Source organism: Massilia sp. PWRC2 (assembly GCF_049896725.1).
In the GTDB taxonomy this organism is placed as follows: Bacteria; Pseudomonadota; Gammaproteobacteria; order Burkholderiales; family Burkholderiaceae_D; genus JAFCUW01.
Genome location: NZ_JAFCUW010000007.1, coordinates 150,950 through 167,645, shown reverse-complemented (window position 1 = coordinate 167,645; position 16,696 = coordinate 150,950). Strand labels below are relative to the sequence as shown.

General features: G+C 65.1%; 12 protein-coding genes. 5 read left to right on the top strand and 7 right to left on the bottom strand.

The window, feature by feature from the left end; all coding sequences use genetic code 11:
• The first annotated feature begins 52 nt into the window (after positions 1-52).
• Complete coding sequence (locus ACP7BZ_RS15070) at positions 53-2,431, top strand: diguanylate cyclase domain-containing protein (RefSeq protein ID WP_426114524.1); 2,379 nt, start codon at positions 53-55, stop codon at positions 2,429-2,431.
• A gap of 80 nt (positions 2,432-2,511) precedes the next feature.
• Here the strand turns inward: ACP7BZ_RS15070 and fghA are convergent, their stop codons facing one another.
• The 3 genes from fghA to ACP7BZ_RS15055 form a co-directional block, all read right to left on the bottom strand.
• Positions 2,512-3,390 (bottom strand): S-formylglutathione hydrolase, encoded by an 879-nt coding sequence (gene fghA, locus ACP7BZ_RS15065; RefSeq protein ID WP_426114522.1) that lies wholly within the window; start codon positions 3,388-3,390, stop codon positions 2,512-2,514.
• A gap of 71 nt (positions 3,391-3,461) precedes the next feature.
• Entirely contained in the window at positions 3,462-4,040 is a 579-nt protein-coding gene (locus ACP7BZ_RS15060; protein WP_426114520.1) for a chromate transporter, read from the bottom strand.
• A complete protein-coding gene (locus ACP7BZ_RS15055; protein ID WP_426114518.1) occupies positions 4,037-4,609 on the bottom strand; it encodes a chromate transporter in 573 nt (190 codons plus the stop codon). The genes ACP7BZ_RS15060 and ACP7BZ_RS15055 overlap by 4 nt, the downstream gene beginning before the upstream one ends.
• Positions 4,610-4,877: 268 nt before the next feature.
• On the opposite strand from ACP7BZ_RS15055, the gene ACP7BZ_RS15050 reads away from it, so the two are divergent.
• Together ACP7BZ_RS15050 and ACP7BZ_RS15045 are read left to right on the top strand one after the other, a co-directional pair.
• On the top strand, positions 4,878-5,105 hold the full coding sequence (locus ACP7BZ_RS15050) for a hypothetical protein (RefSeq protein WP_426114516.1): 228 nt from the start codon (positions 4,878-4,880) through the stop codon (positions 5,103-5,105).
• A gap of 494 nt (positions 5,106-5,599) precedes the next feature.
• Complete coding sequence (locus ACP7BZ_RS15045) at positions 5,600-7,747, top strand: ATP-dependent helicase (protein ID WP_426114514.1); 2,148 nt, start codon at positions 5,600-5,602, stop codon at positions 7,745-7,747.
• A 12-nt stretch (positions 7,748-7,759) separates the two neighbouring features.
• Here ACP7BZ_RS15045 and ACP7BZ_RS15040 read toward each other — a convergent pair whose 3' ends face one another.
• Positions 7,760-8,632, bottom strand: a complete 873-nt coding sequence (locus ACP7BZ_RS15040; RefSeq protein WP_426114512.1) for a response regulator — start codon at positions 8,630-8,632, stop codon at positions 7,760-7,762.
• Between the two features lie 540 nt (positions 8,633-9,172).
• Here ACP7BZ_RS15040 and ACP7BZ_RS15035 point away from each other — a divergent pair.
• On the top strand, positions 9,173-10,141 hold the full coding sequence (locus ACP7BZ_RS15035; RefSeq protein ID WP_426114510.1) for a fasciclin domain-containing protein: 969 nt from the start codon (positions 9,173-9,175) through the stop codon (positions 10,139-10,141).
• A 28-nt stretch (positions 10,142-10,169) separates the two neighbouring features.
• On the opposite strand, the gene ACP7BZ_RS15030 is transcribed toward ACP7BZ_RS15035, so the two are convergent.
• Both ACP7BZ_RS15030 and ACP7BZ_RS15025 read right to left on the bottom strand, forming a co-directional pair.
• Complete coding sequence (locus tag ACP7BZ_RS15030) at positions 10,170-11,051, bottom strand: hypothetical protein (RefSeq protein ID WP_426114508.1); 882 nt, start codon at positions 11,049-11,051, stop codon at positions 10,170-10,172.
• A gap of 9 nt (positions 11,052-11,060) precedes the next feature.
• The gene (locus ACP7BZ_RS15025; protein WP_426114506.1) at positions 11,061-13,934 is read right to left on the bottom strand and encodes a 7TM diverse intracellular signaling domain-containing protein; all 2,874 of its coding nucleotides are present in this window, start codon (positions 13,932-13,934) and stop codon (positions 11,061-11,063) included.
• 378 nt (positions 13,935-14,312) lie between these two features.
• On the opposite strand from ACP7BZ_RS15025, the gene glpD reads away from it, so the two are divergent.
• Positions 14,313-15,911, top strand: coding sequence for a glycerol-3-phosphate dehydrogenase (gene glpD, locus ACP7BZ_RS15020; protein ID WP_426114504.1), 1,599 nt, complete (start codon positions 14,313-14,315; stop codon positions 15,909-15,911).
• Here glpD and ACP7BZ_RS15015 read toward each other — a convergent pair.
• Positions 15,908-16,693 carry a YceI family protein gene (locus ACP7BZ_RS15015; protein ID WP_426114502.1) on the bottom strand — a complete coding sequence of 262 codons (786 nt, stop codon included), beginning with the start codon at positions 16,691-16,693 and terminating at the stop codon, positions 15,908-15,910. The genes glpD and ACP7BZ_RS15015 overlap by 4 nt on opposite strands.
• Between the last annotated feature and the right edge of the window lie 3 nt (positions 16,694-16,696).

Sequence of the window (16,696 nt, the reverse complement as noted above, 5' to 3'; positions counted from 1 at the left end):
TGCCATACTTGGTCGTTAGATTCCCCAAAGAAATTTTTTGAAGCAGCCTTCCATGTCCAACCACGGCACGTCGCTTTTGCCGAGCAATCTGAAATTTCGCATGACCGCCGTCGTCGTCGTGCTGGTGATGGCAGCGGCGCTGCTGGTGGGCCTGACCTCGAGCGTGCTGGCCGAGCGTGACATGAAGGCGGTGGTCGGCGACCAGCAGCGCGCCGTCATTTCCTCGGCCGCCGCCTTTATCGACGACCGCCTGCAAGCCAAAAAACAGTTGTTGCGGGCGCTGGCCGACGATCTGCCGCCTGCGGCGCGCGCCGATGCCGGCCGTCTGCAGGCGTATCTGCGCAGCCATGCGGACCTGCGCGCAGAATTTTTCAGCCTGGCGGCGTTCGGCGCGGGGGCCCATCTGCTGGCCAGCCTGCCTGAGGCGAGCCCGGCCAGCAGCAATGCCAGCGCGGTGTTCGCTGCCACCGTCGCTGCTGGCCAGGGCATCGTGTCGGCGCCGTTTCGCGATGCCGGTAGCGCCGGCAGCCTCGGCAAGCCGGGCAGCGGCCAGCCGGTGGTGCTGGTGACGGCGCCGGTGTTCGATGCCGCCGGCAAGGTGGTGCTGGTGCTGACCGGCGGCGTGGTCTTGCACGACAGCCCCTTCCTGCGCCAGATCGACCGGCTACGGCCGGGGCAGTCGGGCTTTTTGTTCATCATGACCACCGACGGCGTGTTGATCGACCATCCGGACAAGCGCCGCGAACTGCAAAACATCGGTCAGCGTGCCGGCGTCAATCTGGCCACCGAGCGCGCACTGGCCGGCTTCGAAGGCAGCATCGAGGCCACCAACAAGGACGGCGAGGCGTGCATCTTTACCTATCAACGGCTGAAGTCGGCCAACTGGATCATCGGCGCCCGCTATCCGGTCGCTGAAGCCTTTGCTCCCATCATCGCGCTGCGCGCACAGGCCTTGACGGCGGCCGCACTGGTGGCGCTGGCGGCCGGCGCGCTGGGCTGGCTGCTGATCGAGCGCATGTTCGGACCGCTTGAAGCGCTGCGCCAGAAGGTGGCGGCGATTGGCCGCCGCGGTGCCGACATCGCCATCCTGCAAACGGGCAGGCGCGATGAAATCGGCGAGCTGGGCGATGCCTTTCACCAGATGCTGGCCGCGCGCGAGGCGGACCAGGCGCGCATCCGCGATGGCGAAAAGCGCGCCTATGTGATTGCTGACAATATGCCAGCCCTGATCGCCTACATCAACCGCGACGAGCGCTACGAGTTTGCCAACGCCCATTACCAGGCGCTGGTGGCGCTGACGCCGGCGCAAATGCTGGGGCGCACCGTGCGCGAGGTGCTGGGAGAAGCCAACTACGCCAGCATCGCTCCCCACCTGAAGGCGGCGATGCTGGGCCAGCGCCAGCATTTCGACCAGCAGTTCGAGCGGTCGCACCGCCACTTCATGATCGATTACCTGCCGCAGGTCAGCGCCGACGGTCGCACCGAAGGCATCTATGTGCTGGCGCGCGACATCACCGAGCGGCGCGCCGCCGAACTGCAAAAAGAAAACAGCGAGCGGCGCCTGAAGCTGATCACCGACCATTTGCCGGTCCTTATTTCATACATCGACCGTGAGCATAAGTTTAGGTTCGGCAATGCCACCTTCGATACCTGGATGGGCGTCGATCCGACGACGCTGCCGGGGCGCCCGGTGGCGCAGGTGCTGGGCGCCGATCACTACACCACCGCGCGCGGCTACCTCGACAAGGCCTTTGCTGGCTGGGAAGTGAGCTATGAGAGCAGGATGGTGGTCGCTGGCCAGTTGCGCACGCTGGAGACGACCTACGTGCCGGACGTCCAGGCCGATGGCGTGGTGGTGGGGATTTACGGTTTGACCCATGACATGACGCGCCTGAAAGACACCGAGGAAAAGCTGATCCGTCTGGCGCGCATCGATAGTCTGACGGGGATCGGCAACCGCCGCCTGTTTGTCGAGTCGCTGCACATGGCGATCGAGCGCAGCAACCGCCACGGTGCGCCGCTGGCGCTGGCGTATCTGGACATCGACCTATTCAAGTCGATCAACGACAGCCACGGTCACGCCGTCGGCGACGAGGTCCTGAAGGAATTCGCGCGCCGCCTGCAGGCCGGTGTGCGCAGCACCGACAGCGTGGCGCGCCTGTCGGGCGACGAATTCGTCATCATCATCAACGAGCTGACGGAGGATGCCGACTGCCAGCTGCTGGCAGAAAAAATCGCCAGCGCCATCCGCAAGCCATTTCATGTGGCCGGCCTGCAGCTGGCGGTGACCACCAGCGTCGGCGTGGCCCGCTACAGCGGCGGCGAAAGCCATGAGCAACTGCTGGCCAACGCCGATCACGCCCTGTATCAGGCCAAGCGGCGCGGGCGTGACGGTGTGGCCGTATTCCAGGTGCTGCTACCGGTGCCGTGATGGCTCAGCAGAAATGGCACTGGCACCGCGCGCTGCCAGCTCCCACACGCGCTTGCGGGGGGATGTCTGCCCCATCTTCCTTAGGCCAAAAGGTTGTTTGCGTGAAATTGAATATGTTCACCCACAAAGCTGGCCACAAAATAATAACCATGGTCGTACAGCGCATGCCGGCGTATCGTCACTGCCTGACCAGCCTGCGCGCAGGCATTCTCGAACACATCAGGGCGCAGCTGGGTGCGCAGGAACTTGTCGCCCAGCCCCTGGTCAATCAGGATACCGTTGGCAAATGGCGCCTTGGCTGCCCGCATCAGCAGGCTGGCATCGTACTGCGCCCAGTCGGCGTGATCGCCACCCAAATAAGTGGTGAAGGCTTTTTCGCCCCACGGGCACAGCGAGGGCGCGGCGATCGGCGCAAACGCTGACACCGAGCGGAACAGGTCGGGATGGCGCAGGGCCATCACCAGCGCGCCATGGCCGCCCATCGAGTGGCCAAAAATGCCGATGCGCGCGGCGTCGACGGCAAAGCTGGCCACCACCAGCGCGTGTAATTCCAGCAGGTAGCTGTGCATGCGGTAATGGCTGGCCCACGGCGCCACCGTGGCGTCGACATAAAAGCCGGCAGCGACTCCCACTTCCCAGTCGTCGGCTTCACCCGGCACGCCAGCGCCGCGCGGGCTGGTGTCGGCAGCGATCAATACCATGCCGGCGGCGGCGGCGTAGCGCTGGGCGCCGGCCTTGGTCATGAAGGTTTCTTCATTGCAGGTCAGACCGGCCAGGTAAAACAGCGCCGGCAGGCGAGTCTCGCCGCTGCCAGTTGCCGCAGATGCTAGCGTCGCCGCGGCCGGCAGAAAAATCGAAAAGCGCATCGGCAAACCGATGGCGCGCGAGTGGTGACGATAAAAACGCTGGACGCCGCCAAAGCAGGCGTGTTCGCTGATCAGTTCAAGCTGTTCGTGCATGGGAAGTGTCCGGTTGGGTGTGCAGGCTGCATTTTACCCGTGAACCACGGCAACGCCCGCTACACCAGCAGCTACACCAGCAGCAGCGCCCCCAGCAGCGCGCCGGTCGCCAGCACCCACAGCACGTGGATGTTGGTGCGCCACAGCAGCAGTCCGGCCGCCAGTGACAGCAACCACAGCGGCCAGTCGCGCTGTGGCACGCCGCCGGCGGCGCCGAGGATGAAGCTGGTGGAAAACAGCAGGCCGATCACCAATGGCGCCATGCCCTGCTTGAAAGCGCGCACGCCGCGCAGATGGCGGTTGCGCTGGCCCCACTGGGCGGCAACGAAGGTCAGCACGGTCGACGGCAGCAGGATGCCACCCATGGTCACCGCCACGCCGAGGGCGGCGGCCGCCGTGCTGCCCGTGTTCAAGCCCACCTGCCAGCCCATCAGGGCGACGAACAGCACGTTCGGCCCCGGCGCGGCCTGGGCCAGGGCGATCGATTGGCTAAATTGCGCAGCTGTCAGCCAGTGGTGCTGCTCGACCAGGTAGCGGTGCATCTCGGCGGTGGTGGAAATGGCGCCGCCGACCGACATCAGCGAGAGCATCAGATAGTGGGCGAACAGGTCGAACCAGTCGCCCCAGCTCAGTACCAGATGCGGCGTCATCTGGCGGGCGCCAGATGACGCCAGGCCAGCACGATGCCGAGGCCGCCCAGGCCCAGCAGCACCAGACTGAGCCGAACTTGTAGCAGCGCCACCAGCACGAAGGCGGCGCCGGCGATGGCCAGGCCGGCAGGCAGGGGGATCGGACTGGTTTTCAGCGCAGTGGCCAGTTTGAGGCTGGCCGCGCCGATCAGACCGGCGCACACGGCCGCCATCGCGCGCAGGGCACCGGCAACGTGGACATTGTCGGCAAAGCGCGCATGCAGCGTCACCAGCAGCAAGATCAGTATCAGCGGCACCACCAGCATGCCAGCCAGCGCCGCCAGGGCGCCAGCCAGGCCGAAATAGCGCCCGCCGATCATCAGCGACAGGTTGACCACGTTCGGCCCCGGCAGGATCTGCGCCACCGCCCAGTCTTCGATGAATTCTTCCTGCGTGAGCCAGCGCTTGCGTTCGACCACTTCGCGCTGGACGATGGCCAGCACGCCGCCAAAGCCCTGCAGCGCCAGCACGGTAAATGAAAAGAACAGGTCGGTGAGCGAGGCGGGGCCGGGCCGGGAGGTAGCGGTCATGGCACAATTATCGCTGCCGCCAGCACAACTGTCCATGCCACAAGGAATGATGTAAATAGCATGGCCAGATCCGCATGCAGCCGCCGCAGTCATGGTAGTGTGGGTGCGGTGGTGGCGCTGGCCGAGGGGGCAGCGCCACCGCTTCAAGCAATGTCCTGCGCACATGTTGCGGGTGTCGATGGAATCCTGCCATTGACTTCGCCCGCTTTTGTCAGATACTCCCAGTGCCAGCGAGTCGCCGTATATAATTTTTGCAAGGAATCGCACAATGAATACGTTTAACAAAGCGGTCGCTGCGGCGCACCTGCCAAGACCGTCCAAGCACGCGCGCAGCGACGCCCGTTCGCGCGACATCGTTGACCATGCCATTGTCGTGCAGGAAACGGCGAACACCATGGCGGCCGTCGAATACCTCAAATCGCACGATGTCGCCGCCCACGTGATCGAGCGGGTGCTGCTCGATCCGCAGCGCCGGCGCACCGCTTTGCCGGCCTGACGGCGCCCGGCGCCGCCGTCATTGCAGTAACAGCCGCCGCCGCCGCCGGGCGGCGCCGGGGCCGTCAAGGTGCCGAGAAATTCTTTTTTATAAATTTTGACCAGGATCAGGGTTGACTTTGTAAGTCATTGATTTAAAGGCATAAAATTTTTGCCTTTAAACCGGGCACTTTGTTGAAAGCCGCGCCAGACAAGGGCTGCGACGTGTCAAGAGGGGCTTATCCACACAGTTGTCCACATTGATTGTGGATATCTAAAAATACTGTTTATAAACGGATACTTACGACCGCAAGGGGCGCGATAGGGACGGCCGCTGCGGTCCTTCGATGGCCTCGCGGGAGGGGCGGCGAAAAAATAATGAAAAAAATAAAAGCAAAAAAATAAGCAAAAAGTAAGCGAAAAGTAAGTGCAACGCCCGAGCGAACCAGAATAAGGCTTGCGCTGCACTACTGGATAAATGTACAGTGAATTTTATTCTACAGACCCTGACGCACGATGTCCAATGTTGCTTTACCCGGGGCGCCGCTTGCCGCCACCGATGACCTGTCCGGTCGCCCCGATCCGCTTGATCCCTACGCTGCGCTGAACCCGCCCCAGCGTGCGGCCGTCGAACACGGCTTTGACGTCCACGCGGGCGCCGCTCGGGTGCCGGGGGTCGGTGCGCCCCTGCTGGTCATTGCCGGCGCTGGCTCCGGCAAGACCAATACCTTGGCGCACCGGGTGGCGCGGCTGATCCAGGGCGGTGCCGATCCCCAGCGCATCCTGCTGTTGACGTTTTCGCGGCGCGCCGCCGGCGAAATGAGCCACCGCGCCGGCGCCGTCCTGCAACGGGTGATGCAATTGCGCGGCAGCGCGCCGCCCACCAGCCTGCCATGGGCGGGCACCTTTCACGCCATCGGCGCGCGCCTGCTGCGCCGCTATGCCGCCAGCGTGGGCCTTGACGAATCGTTCACCATCCACGACCGCGGCGACGCCGAAGACTTGATGGGACTGGTCCGGCACGACATCGGCCTGACCGCCACCGCCAAACGCTTCCCCCTGAAAGGCACTTGCCTGTCAATCTATTCGCGCGTCGTCAACAGCGGCGAGACGCTGGCCGACGTATTGCAGAGTACTTTCCCGTGGTGCAAGGAGTGGCAGAGCGAGCTCAAACGCCTGTTCGGCGCCTATGTCGACGCCAAGCAGGAGCAAAACGTGCTCGACTACGACGATTTGCTACTGTTCTGGGCCGACATGGCGGCCGAGCCGCAGCTGGGGGCGGCGCTCGGCGCGCTGTTCGATCACGTGCTGGTCGACGAGTACCAGGACACCAACCGCCTGCAGGCCGCCATTCTGACCGGCATGAAGCCCGATGGCGCCGGCGTCATGGTGGTGGGCGACGATGCCCAGTCGATTTATTCGTTTCGCGGCGCCACCGTACGCAACATCCTCGACTTCCCGCGCCAGTTTTCGCAGCCGGCCCAGTGCATCACCCTCGAGCGCAATTACCGCTCGACCCAGCCGATTCTCGACGCCTCCAATGCGGTGATCGCTGCCGCCCTCGAGCGCCACGCGAAAACCTTGTGGACCGACCACAGCTCGACCATCTTGCCGCAGCTGGTGCTCATTCCCGATGAAGCCGAGCAGGCGCGCTGGGTCTGCCGCCGCGTGCTCGAGCACCGCGAAGGGGGCATGCGCCTGAAAGACCAGGCGGTGCTGTTCCGCGCGGCCAGCCACAGCGCCCCGCTGGAGCTCGAGCTGATGCGCCGAAATATTCCGTTCGTTAAATTTGGTGGCCTCAAGTTTCTGGAAGCATCGCACATCAAGGACGTGCTGGCGGTGTTGCGCTTCGCCCAGAATCCGAGCGGCCGGATGGCCGGCTTCCGCGTGGCGCAATTGATCCCTGGCATAGGGCCGGCCACCGCCAGCAAGCTGCTCGATGCCGTCGGCACGGCCGCCGATGCGGTGGCGGCACTCACCGGCTTCGCCGTGCCGCCACGCAGTCAGGGCGACTGGCAACCGTTCGTCGCCCTCTACATGCAACTGCGCACGGCCGGCCTGCGCTGGCCGGCCGACATCGAGCTGGTACAACAGTGGTATGCACCGCACCTCGAACGCATGCACGACGACGCCAGCGTGCGCGCGGCCGACATCTTGCAACTGGCGCAACTGGCGGGTGCCTATGGCAGCCGTGCAGAATTTCTGGCCGAGATCACCCTCGATCCGCCCGAGGCGACCAGCGACCGCGCCGGTCCACCCTTGCTCGACGACGATTATCTGATCTTGTCGACCATCCATTCCGCCAAGGGGCAGGAGTGGAAATCGGTGCACGTGCTCAACGTCGTCGATGGCTGCATTCCGTCCGACATGGCAACCGGCCGCAGCGACGATATCGAGGAAGAGCGCCGCCTGCTGTACGTGGCGATGACGCGCGCCAAGCAGCACCTGCACCTGATCGTGCCGAACCGCTTTTTCATCAAGCAACAGTCGCAGATGGGCGATCGCCATGTGTACGCGGCGCGCAGCCGTTTCCTGGCGCCGGCCATGCTCAAGCATTTTGAAGAGTGCGTGTGGGTCGACGCCGACACCCGCCACGTGCGCACGCCCATGCCCGACAGTGTGCGCCTGCTGGTGCGCGAGAAATCACGCAATGCCTGGAAGTAAAGGCGTGCGGCCTCAGCCGAGCGGGCAAGCATAGCCCGTCACGCCGCCAGCGCCATCGGCGCGCACGGCGCAGCGCAGCGTGGTTGTGCCGCCCGGCAAGCGCACGGCGATCACGCCGGCCCACGCGCCATCGAGCGCCAGTGCTGCCTTGATGGTGGCCATCACGCCCGCCTCAACCGGCGCCTCGGCGGCCGTGATGGTGCGCCCAATGAGCTGCGCCAGCGTGGTGCCGGCCAGTTCGGCGGCGGCCGGGTTGGCATCGGTGACCAGCCCGGCGCCATTGATGGCGAACAGGGGCGCTGCCGCCCGCGCCGTTGCCAGCTGCTGCTCGAGCCAGCCCTGGCGCGCCATTGCCGCATCGCGCGCGCGCGCGGCCTGCGACAGGGTGGCATAGGCACGCAGGGCGGCAATGACGGTAGTGAATAATTTGCGCGTGGTCAGATCGGTCTTGCTCCAGAAATCATTGATATCGTAATCAATGATGATGCTGTGCTCGGCAGCCTGGCCTGGCTGGCCGGTGCGCAAGACGATCCGTACCAGGTCGTTATGCAACTGCTCGCGCACCTGGCGCGCCAGCTGCAGGCCGGCGTCGGCCGTCTCCATCATGACGTCGAGCAGGATCAGGGCAATATCGGGAATGTCGCGCAGCTTGGCCAGCGCTTCGGCGGCGGAATAGGCGTGCACGAAACTGAGGCGGCGGCCGGCAAAACTGGTGGTGCTCAAGGCGAATTTGGTGACCACGTGGACGTCCACATCATCATCGACGATCAGCACGCGCCAAGGCGGCAACTGTTCGCCGCCATGGGCGACCGGCTGCGCAGGAGAGGCGTCCTCATCGTCGAGAAACAGCCCCGGTTCATCGTCTTTCTGTGCGGGTTGATGCATGTCCCAACACTAAGTCAGGCAGCGACCTTTGTCAAAGCAATTCCTGGTGTGTGTAACAGTTGACCTGGCTTGTCGAATCGTGGAGCGGACCCGACTTATCCCCTGACAGACAGTCCTGTAGGAATTTGCCTCAGGAATACTTGGGGGTACTCTGTACAGGCTAGCCAAGTCAATGATTATTAAAGACTTTATGCGCTGCCCATGGAACGGGCATGGCAAGTGACAGCGCGTCCATACGGGCCATTCCGGGGCGGGGCGGCTACTTGTCCACAATGTTATCCACAGAAAATGTGGATATCTTAAAAATCTGCATGAAATCCGGTACTTAGGGCAGCACTTTCAGCAGAAGGCGCGTCGGCCAGGACAGTACGACTGAACGGCAGGTCGGAGCAAAGCGGGGATGGCGGTTTTGTCAGGCGCTCTTCGCCGGCTTGACCTCGATCATGACGGGCCTGACATCGCGCACTCCGGGCACGTGCGCATTGAACTTTGTCCAGGACGATTCTGTCTTAGCCGTATAACCACTCTGGAGGCACGATCATGAATTCGCTATTGAAAATGCTGGTGAAATGGCTGGGCATGTTGAGCATGGCGACCTTGTTGGCCAGCTGCGGTGGCAGCAGCACCAAGTACCGCAACCTTGCCGAAGTGGCGCAAAGCAATAATTTTAACGCCTTGCTGGCGGCGGTCAACAAGGCGGGACTGGGCGGCGCCCTGGCCGCGCCCGGGGCCAACCTGACCGTGTTCGCGCCCACCGACGCCGCCTTTGCCACGCTCGCCACGCAACTCGGTTTTGCCAGCGCCACCGCGCTGGTGGCGGCCTTGCCGGCGGCCGACCTGGCCAAAATACTCAACTACCACATCGTCGCCGGCACCCGCTACAGTATTGACCTGAAATCGGCCGGCGCTACCTTGCCGACCGCCTACACGTTCGACGGTGCGGCAGCCCGCCTGGGACTCAATACCAGCAGCGGCGTCGTCCTCAGCGACGCCGTGCTGACCCAGGCCAACGTCATCAAGGCCGATGTGCGTGCCAACAATGGTGTCATTCACGGTATCGATAAAGTGTTGATTGCCCCTGGTGTACTGAATGTGGTGCAGATGGCGCAGGCCAATCCATCGAGCTTCAGTTCACTCGTTGGTGCCGTCGTCGCCACCGGCCTGGCGCCCACCCTGAGCGGTGCCGGACCGTTTACCGTGTTTGCACCAACCAATGCCGCCTTTGCTGCCGCGCCCACCGGTCTGACGACGGCGCAGCTGACCTCCGTGCTCACTTACCACGTGCTGCCGGTCCAGGTTCTCGCTAGCGCCATCCCGTTCGGCACGGCGGTCGCGACACTCGACACCCGGACCCTGGCAGGGGCGCCGGTGGCGCCGCAGACCATCACCATCAATGCCAATCTGACGATCACCGACAGCACCTCGACGGCAGCGAGCATCGTCGCCACTGATGTGCGCGCGAGTAATGGGGTAATCCACGTGATCGGCAAGGTGTTGATACCCCTGTGAGGGTTGGGGTACAAGTTAAACAGGGTGTTCAGTCCGCGCGCACGCTGTCCTGTAGCAGTCGATTGAGCTGGGCCATGAAGCGCTGGGCTGCCAGTCCCGGTGCCCATGGCTCCCAGGCGGTGCCGCCATATTCGGCCAGCAGTGGATCGCACGCCAGGGGCGCCACCGTAATGCCCAGCGTGTGGCGCACTTCGTGGGGCGACCAGCCCACCACGTGCACCGCCTCGCTGGCAGCGGCGAGCCGGTCGGCGTCTTTATGGGTGGCGTGCTCTGCAGCGGTCCAGGCGGGCAGGGCGTAGCGGGCGAACACCGCTTGCTCCAGCTTGCTGGTGAGCTGGCGAAAGCGCTCGCCCATGAAGGGCTTGAGGACGGAGATGCAGTCGAATCCCAGCAAGCCTTCTTCGGCATCATGGAGCAGCTCGCGCAGCTCCTGCAGTGCCGACAGCGGCGTTGTGGATGCCGCGCGGCGCAGCAGCATGACGGTGATGGAATGCTGGGCCACTGACAGCGGTAGCGGCCACGCCGAGTGACCGCCCCAGCGATAGGTGCGGGCCAGACCCAGCGCCAGATCGTCGTCGGCCCAGTCGTCGGCGGTCGGATGTAGCAAGTCGAGCCGTTTGCCTGAGGGCATGCGCACCCAGGCACGGGCCGGTGCGGCAGGGACGACGTTATCGCCATCGTCGCCTCCAGCGCGATTGCGCCCGGCATGGTTGGCGGGATTTTCAGGGTGACTGCCGGCGTGATTGTGCGCGTGATTGTGCGCGTGATTTTGAGCGCGATCTTCGGTGTGATCTGCAGCGTGATCGTCGGTGTGATCTGCAGCGTGATCGTCAGCGCGTTCGTCGGTGTGATCGTCAGCGCGTTCGTCTGTGTGATTCTCAGCGCTGGCGCGCGGCGGCTCGTTGTGCATGGACCGATTCTACAAGATTGGATCGGTCGCCGTCGCCACGCGCACGCCGTGTACCGCCTCGTCGACGGCGGCGGCCAGCGCCGCCAGCTCGGCATCGCCGCTGCCGACCGCGCCTGCTTCGGCGCGCCGTTCCAGGCTGGCGGCTAGCCGCTGCAGGCGCGGTGAACTGAGATAGGCAGCGCTACCCTTGAGCGCGTGGAACGCTTCGGCCGCTGCCAGCGGCCGGCCGGCGGCCAGCGCCGCGGTCGCTTCCGCCAGCCGGCGCGGCGCCTCCGCCAGGAAAGCGCTGGCAATGCGCTGCATGTGGGCGGCCGACAAGCCTTTTAAAGGCAACATGACCACCGGCGCTGCCGCCTCTGCCAGGGCAGCGGGCGCAGCGGCTGCGTCTGTCTTGTCGGCGTCGGCGCCGACGGCGGTCGCCGCTGCGGTAGCGGCGGCGTCCAGTTGTGTGATGGTCGTGGTGATCAATGCGTGCAGCGCCTTTTCATCGACCGGCTTCGACAGAAAACCATCCATGCCGGCGGCCAGGTAGCGCTGGCAGTCGGCGTCGCTGGCGTTGGCAGTGAGGGCGATGATGGGGACGCGGCGGTTGCGGGCAATTGCCAGCGGCGCGGCCGGCGCCGCCTGGCCGGCGCGGATCAAAGCGGTGGCCTGGGCACCATCCATGCGCGGCATGCGGCCGTCCATCAGCACCATGTCGTAATCATCGGCAGCCAGCGCCTGCATGGCTTCGACGCCATTTTCGACGATGACAACCTGGTGCCCCATGGCGCCGAGCAGGGCGCGGATGATGATCTGGTTGGTGCCGACATCTTCGGCGCACAAGATGCGCAGCTGGCGCGTGTGGCCGATGCTGATGGCGTTGGCGCGTGCTACCGCCGGCGCGCGGCCCTCGTCGTCGGCGTTTGCCGCCGCGCTGGCGGCCGCCGCCAGCGGTAGCACGACATCGAAGCGCGAGCCAATGCCAACCGTGCTGGCGACGCTGATGGTGCCGCCCATTAAGCCGACCAGTTCCTTGCAGATGGCCAGTCCCAGCCCGGTGCCGCCGTAACGGCGGGTGGTCGAATAATCGCCCTGTTCGAATTTTTGGAACAGGCGCGTCTGTACATCGGCCGCAATGCCGGGGCCAGTGTCGTGCACGCTCAACACCAGCGCCGCGCTACCGTCGGCGCGCGGCGCGGCTTCGCTCGCGGTGGCGCTGCGCACGGTCAGCAGCACTTCGCCGGCATCGGTAAACTTGATGGCGTTGCCCAGCAAATTGACGAGAATCTGGCGCACCCGGGTGGGGTCGCCCATGACGAAGCGCGGCAAGCCGTCTTCGCTGGCGGCCCGCAGCAGCAAGCCCTTCGCTTCGGCCTGGCCCTGCAGGATGGCAGTGGCGTCGGCGGTCACCCGAGCAAGATCGAAGCTGGTGCTCTCCAGGGTCAGTTTGCCGGCATCGATTTTAGAATAGTCGAGAATATCGTTAAGGATCACCAGCAGTGATTCGCCGCTGCGCAAGCCGATCCGCAGGTAATCGGCAGTCTCGCCGCGCACGGCGGGATCACGCAGGCCCAGCTTGAGCATGCCGATGACGCCAGCCATCGGCGTGCGGATGTCATGGCTCATCGCCGACAGAAAGTCGATGCGGTGCCGGCTGACCACTTCCGCATGTTCCTTGGCCCGGGTCAGGGCCAGATTGGCTTTTACCAGCTCATCGGTGCGCGCCGCCACCGTCAGCTCCATCTGGTCGCCCAGCAGGCGGATCTGGGCGGCCAGGGCAAACGCCAGCAGCAGGGCGTCGACGGTGCCACCGACCAGCACCAGCATCGGCATGTTGTAGTCGGCTGCCGGCAGCAAGCCCAGGTTGGCGGCCAGCACCAGCACACCGGGCGAGAGTACGGCGATGTAGGCCAGCACAAAATAACGGGCCGGCTGGAAACCGCGCCACCACGCATAGATGCCGCACAGCAGCGCCAGCACCATGTAAAAGGCCAGCATCACCGTGGCCAGCCGGTGGGCCACGCCAATGGCCAGGAAAGAACTGGGCAGCAGCAACAGCGGGAGTACGATGTTGATGCGGCTGATGGCGGCCAGGCGCGGCGCCAGTGTCTTAAGTTCCAGAAAGCGCAGATAGAACAGGGTGGAAAACACCGGCAGCAGGAAAAACGGTATGTAATGCAGTCCCACCATGCGCCAGTCGAACAGGTCGGCAAACACATTGAACGGCAGCGCCCACGCCAGCCCATAGCACAGCACGTACAGCGAGTAGTGCAGGTAAGCGCTGCGGCGGCTCAGGCAAAAGATGAAAAAATTGTAGAGCGCAAGTGCGCCCAGGGCCCCCAGCGCGCCGATGACGATGACGTTTTCGCGCGCCACCGTGCGGCGAAAGTCGGCCTGCTCGCGCATGGCGAAGCGCGGCGCGCGCACGAAATACGGGCTGGCAAAGCGCACCACCAGTTGATAACGGTGGCCTTGCCGCAGGCGCAGCTCGCCGGCGTAGTGGAGGAGGTAGGGATGGCTGGCGGCAAAGCCGGTCACCACCTGCTGCACGCTGCCGTCATCGCCGTACAGGCGCGCTTCTACCGTGTTGATCAAGGTGTCGTTCGGGTACAGCACCCAGCTGTCGGTGGCGCTGTCATTGCGCAGCGTCGTCACCAGCCAGTAAGCACCACCACTGGCGGCCACCGCGGCGGCGCGCGGTTGGCTTGCGCTCCAGGTGGCGACGGCGCCGGCGTCGCCCTGGACGGGAAAGTCACCGCCGGCGTCGCGCAGCAGCAAGGCGTGCGGCAGCAGATCGAAACTGCCGTGCGCGCTCAGTGCGACCTCACGGAACCCGGTTGCGGCAGTCGCCGTTCCCATCAGCAGATGCATGGCCAGCGCCAGCAACAAAAATACGCGCATGAAATCCTATCGGTGGCGACAGGCGACAGCCAGCAAACGGGCCCGCCATTGCATATGTAAAAGTAAGCTCGCGCCGCCAGCGGCGGCCCGAGCGCGGGCAAGTGCGTATTTTAAGCGACAATTGGCTGTCAACTTGGCATCCTTTTGCGCCAGCGCGGCGCCGCCCCCGCACATTCTGCGCACGATGGCTGCTTGGAAAGCACTGATTCATTCATGACGGCGGACTCGGCAGCCTAAAAAAGCATCCAGCGGCGTTTTCGTAAAAACGTTTTGGTGACCGATGCCATCTGCCGGAATACATCAGTGCTGCACTGGGGACATGAGCGAGCCTGGCGCAGTGGCGGCCGCAACTGCGCCATAATGGGGCCGGGACGGCGCATGCAGGGACATATGGGGGAGCAGATGGTGGAACAGATCGATTGCGATGTGCTGGTGGTCGGCGGTGGCGTCAATGGCGTCGGCATTGCCCGCGATGCCGCCGGCCGCGGGCTGCGGGTGGTGTTGTGCGAAAAGGATGACCTCGCCTCGCACACCTCGTCGGCCTCGAGCAAACTGGTACACGGTGGCCTGCGCTACCTCGAGCAGTACCAGTTCGCCCTGGTGCGCAAGGCGCTGGTCGAACGCGAACGACTGCTGCAGTCGGCTCCGCACATCATGTGGCCGCTGTCATTCGTCATGCCGCATGACAGCGGCCAGCGGCCGGCCTGGCTGATTCGCGCCGGCCTGCTGCTCTACGACGGGCTGGCGCGGCGCGCCTTCCTGCCGCGCTCGCGTGCCGTAGATTTGCGCCGCCATAGCGCCGGTGCCCCTCTGCAGCCGCAATTCGTGCGCGGTTTCGAATACGCCGACGGCTGGGTCGATGATGCCCGCCTGGTGGCGCTGACGGCACTCGATGCGGCCGAGCGCGGCGCTACCATTCTCACGCGCACCGCCTGCACCGAGGTGCAGCGCCACCCCCTGCACTGGCAGGCGACGTTGACCTCGGCCACCCGAACGCGTCAGGTCAATGCGCGCTGCCTGGTCGACGCCAGCGGACCGTGGGCGGGGCGCCTGCTGGCGGCGGGCGTGGTTGCAGCAGGTGCAGCAGTGGCGCCGCGACTGGTCAAAGGCAGCCACATCGTGGTGCCGCGGCTGTTCGATCACCCGCGCGGCTATATCTTTCAGCACCCGGACGGGCGCATCGTGTTCGCCTTGCCCTACGAAGAAAAATTCACCCTGATCGGCACCACCGACGTCGAATTTGCCGGCGCCCTCGACGACGTTGCCATCAGCGCGGCCGAAACGGATTACCTGTGCGCGCTGGCCAACCGTTATTTTCGCGCGCAGATCAGCGCCGCCGACGTCGTCTGGTCATTTGCCGGCGTGCGCCCGCTGGCAGCGCCATCCGCGGACAGTGCGCAGGATGCCAGCCGCGACTTTCAGCTGGTCTGGGACGCCGGTCACAGCCCTGGCAACAGCAGCGCCGCCGCCGTCCTGACTGTTCTTGGCGGCAAGATCACGACCTTCCGCACGCTGGCCGAACAGGCCGTCGATCTGATCGCGGCGGCGCTGGGCAACCAGCACGGCCACTGGAGCGCAGCAGCCTGCCTGCCCGGTGGTGATTTGTTCGGTCCGTTACCGAACCGCCGCGCCGTGCTCGAATACGACAGCTGGGCCGACAGCATACTGGCGCGCTACCGCTTCCTGTCGCCGCCGCTGGTACGCCGCTACGCGCGCGCCTACGGCACCCGTATCCATCTGCTGTTGGAGGGCTGCCGCGCCAGTGCCGACCTGGGGCCGCAAATTGTCAGCGGCCTGTTTGCCGTCGAAGCCGATTATTTGATGCGGCACGAATGGGCCGTTTGTGGCGCCGACATCCTGTGGCGGCGCACCAAGCTGGGACTGCATGCGCACGCGGGCGCAGAAGCGCTGGTCGATGCCTGGATTGCGCGCCGTGCCAGCCAGGTCAGCGCCGGCCGGCTGCCGCAACCGGCTTAAAACTGCGCCGCCGCCGTTGCCTCAATGCGATAGCGCAGTTCGAGCGTGTCAAGCACCGTCATGGCGCCGTTCATGACCGACATGGGGGTGATGCCAAAGTCGCTCTGGCGCAGCGTCAGCGTGCCGCTGGCGCGCAAGCCGGCCGCCGTCTGCTCGATCAGTACCGGTGTTGCCAGCGTGCGGGTGACGCCGTGCAGGGTGATCGACAATTGCGCTGACGCTGACGCTGAAGCAGATCCTGACGCCAGCGGCGCCACCGTCACCCGCATCAACACCTCTGGATAGAGCTCGGCTTCGAGCACGCGATTGAGCATGTTCAGGCGGGTGCCGGCGATCGCTTCGGCCGACGGCTGCGTATCGAGCTGCGCCTGGGCGCGCAGGAGCGGGTCGTCGACCGTCAATTGATCGAGACGAAACCCGAAATCGGCGCGCCCCAGGCTCGGTGCAATCAGGCCGCCAATTTGCTCGCTGGCGACCACGTGATCGTGGCCGAGCCGCGCCAGCGGACCGCCGCGCCGCACGGTGACGACGATGCGCGAGCTGCCCGCCGAGCTGACTGCCGGGTTGCTCCCCGCGTTGCCACCACCAATGGCCAGCACGGCAGCGCCGCCAGCGTGCGCCTGCCGGTACCAGGCCACGGTGGCGGCCGGCAAACGATCGCCGGGCGCCGTCCTTGCCGACGCTGCCGGCAACGATAGCGCCGGCGGTGGCGCCGCCGGTGGCGCGCAGGCAGCCAGCGCCAGTGCCAGGCCGAGCGCCAAGCAAGTGCGCTGTGCCGGCATTGC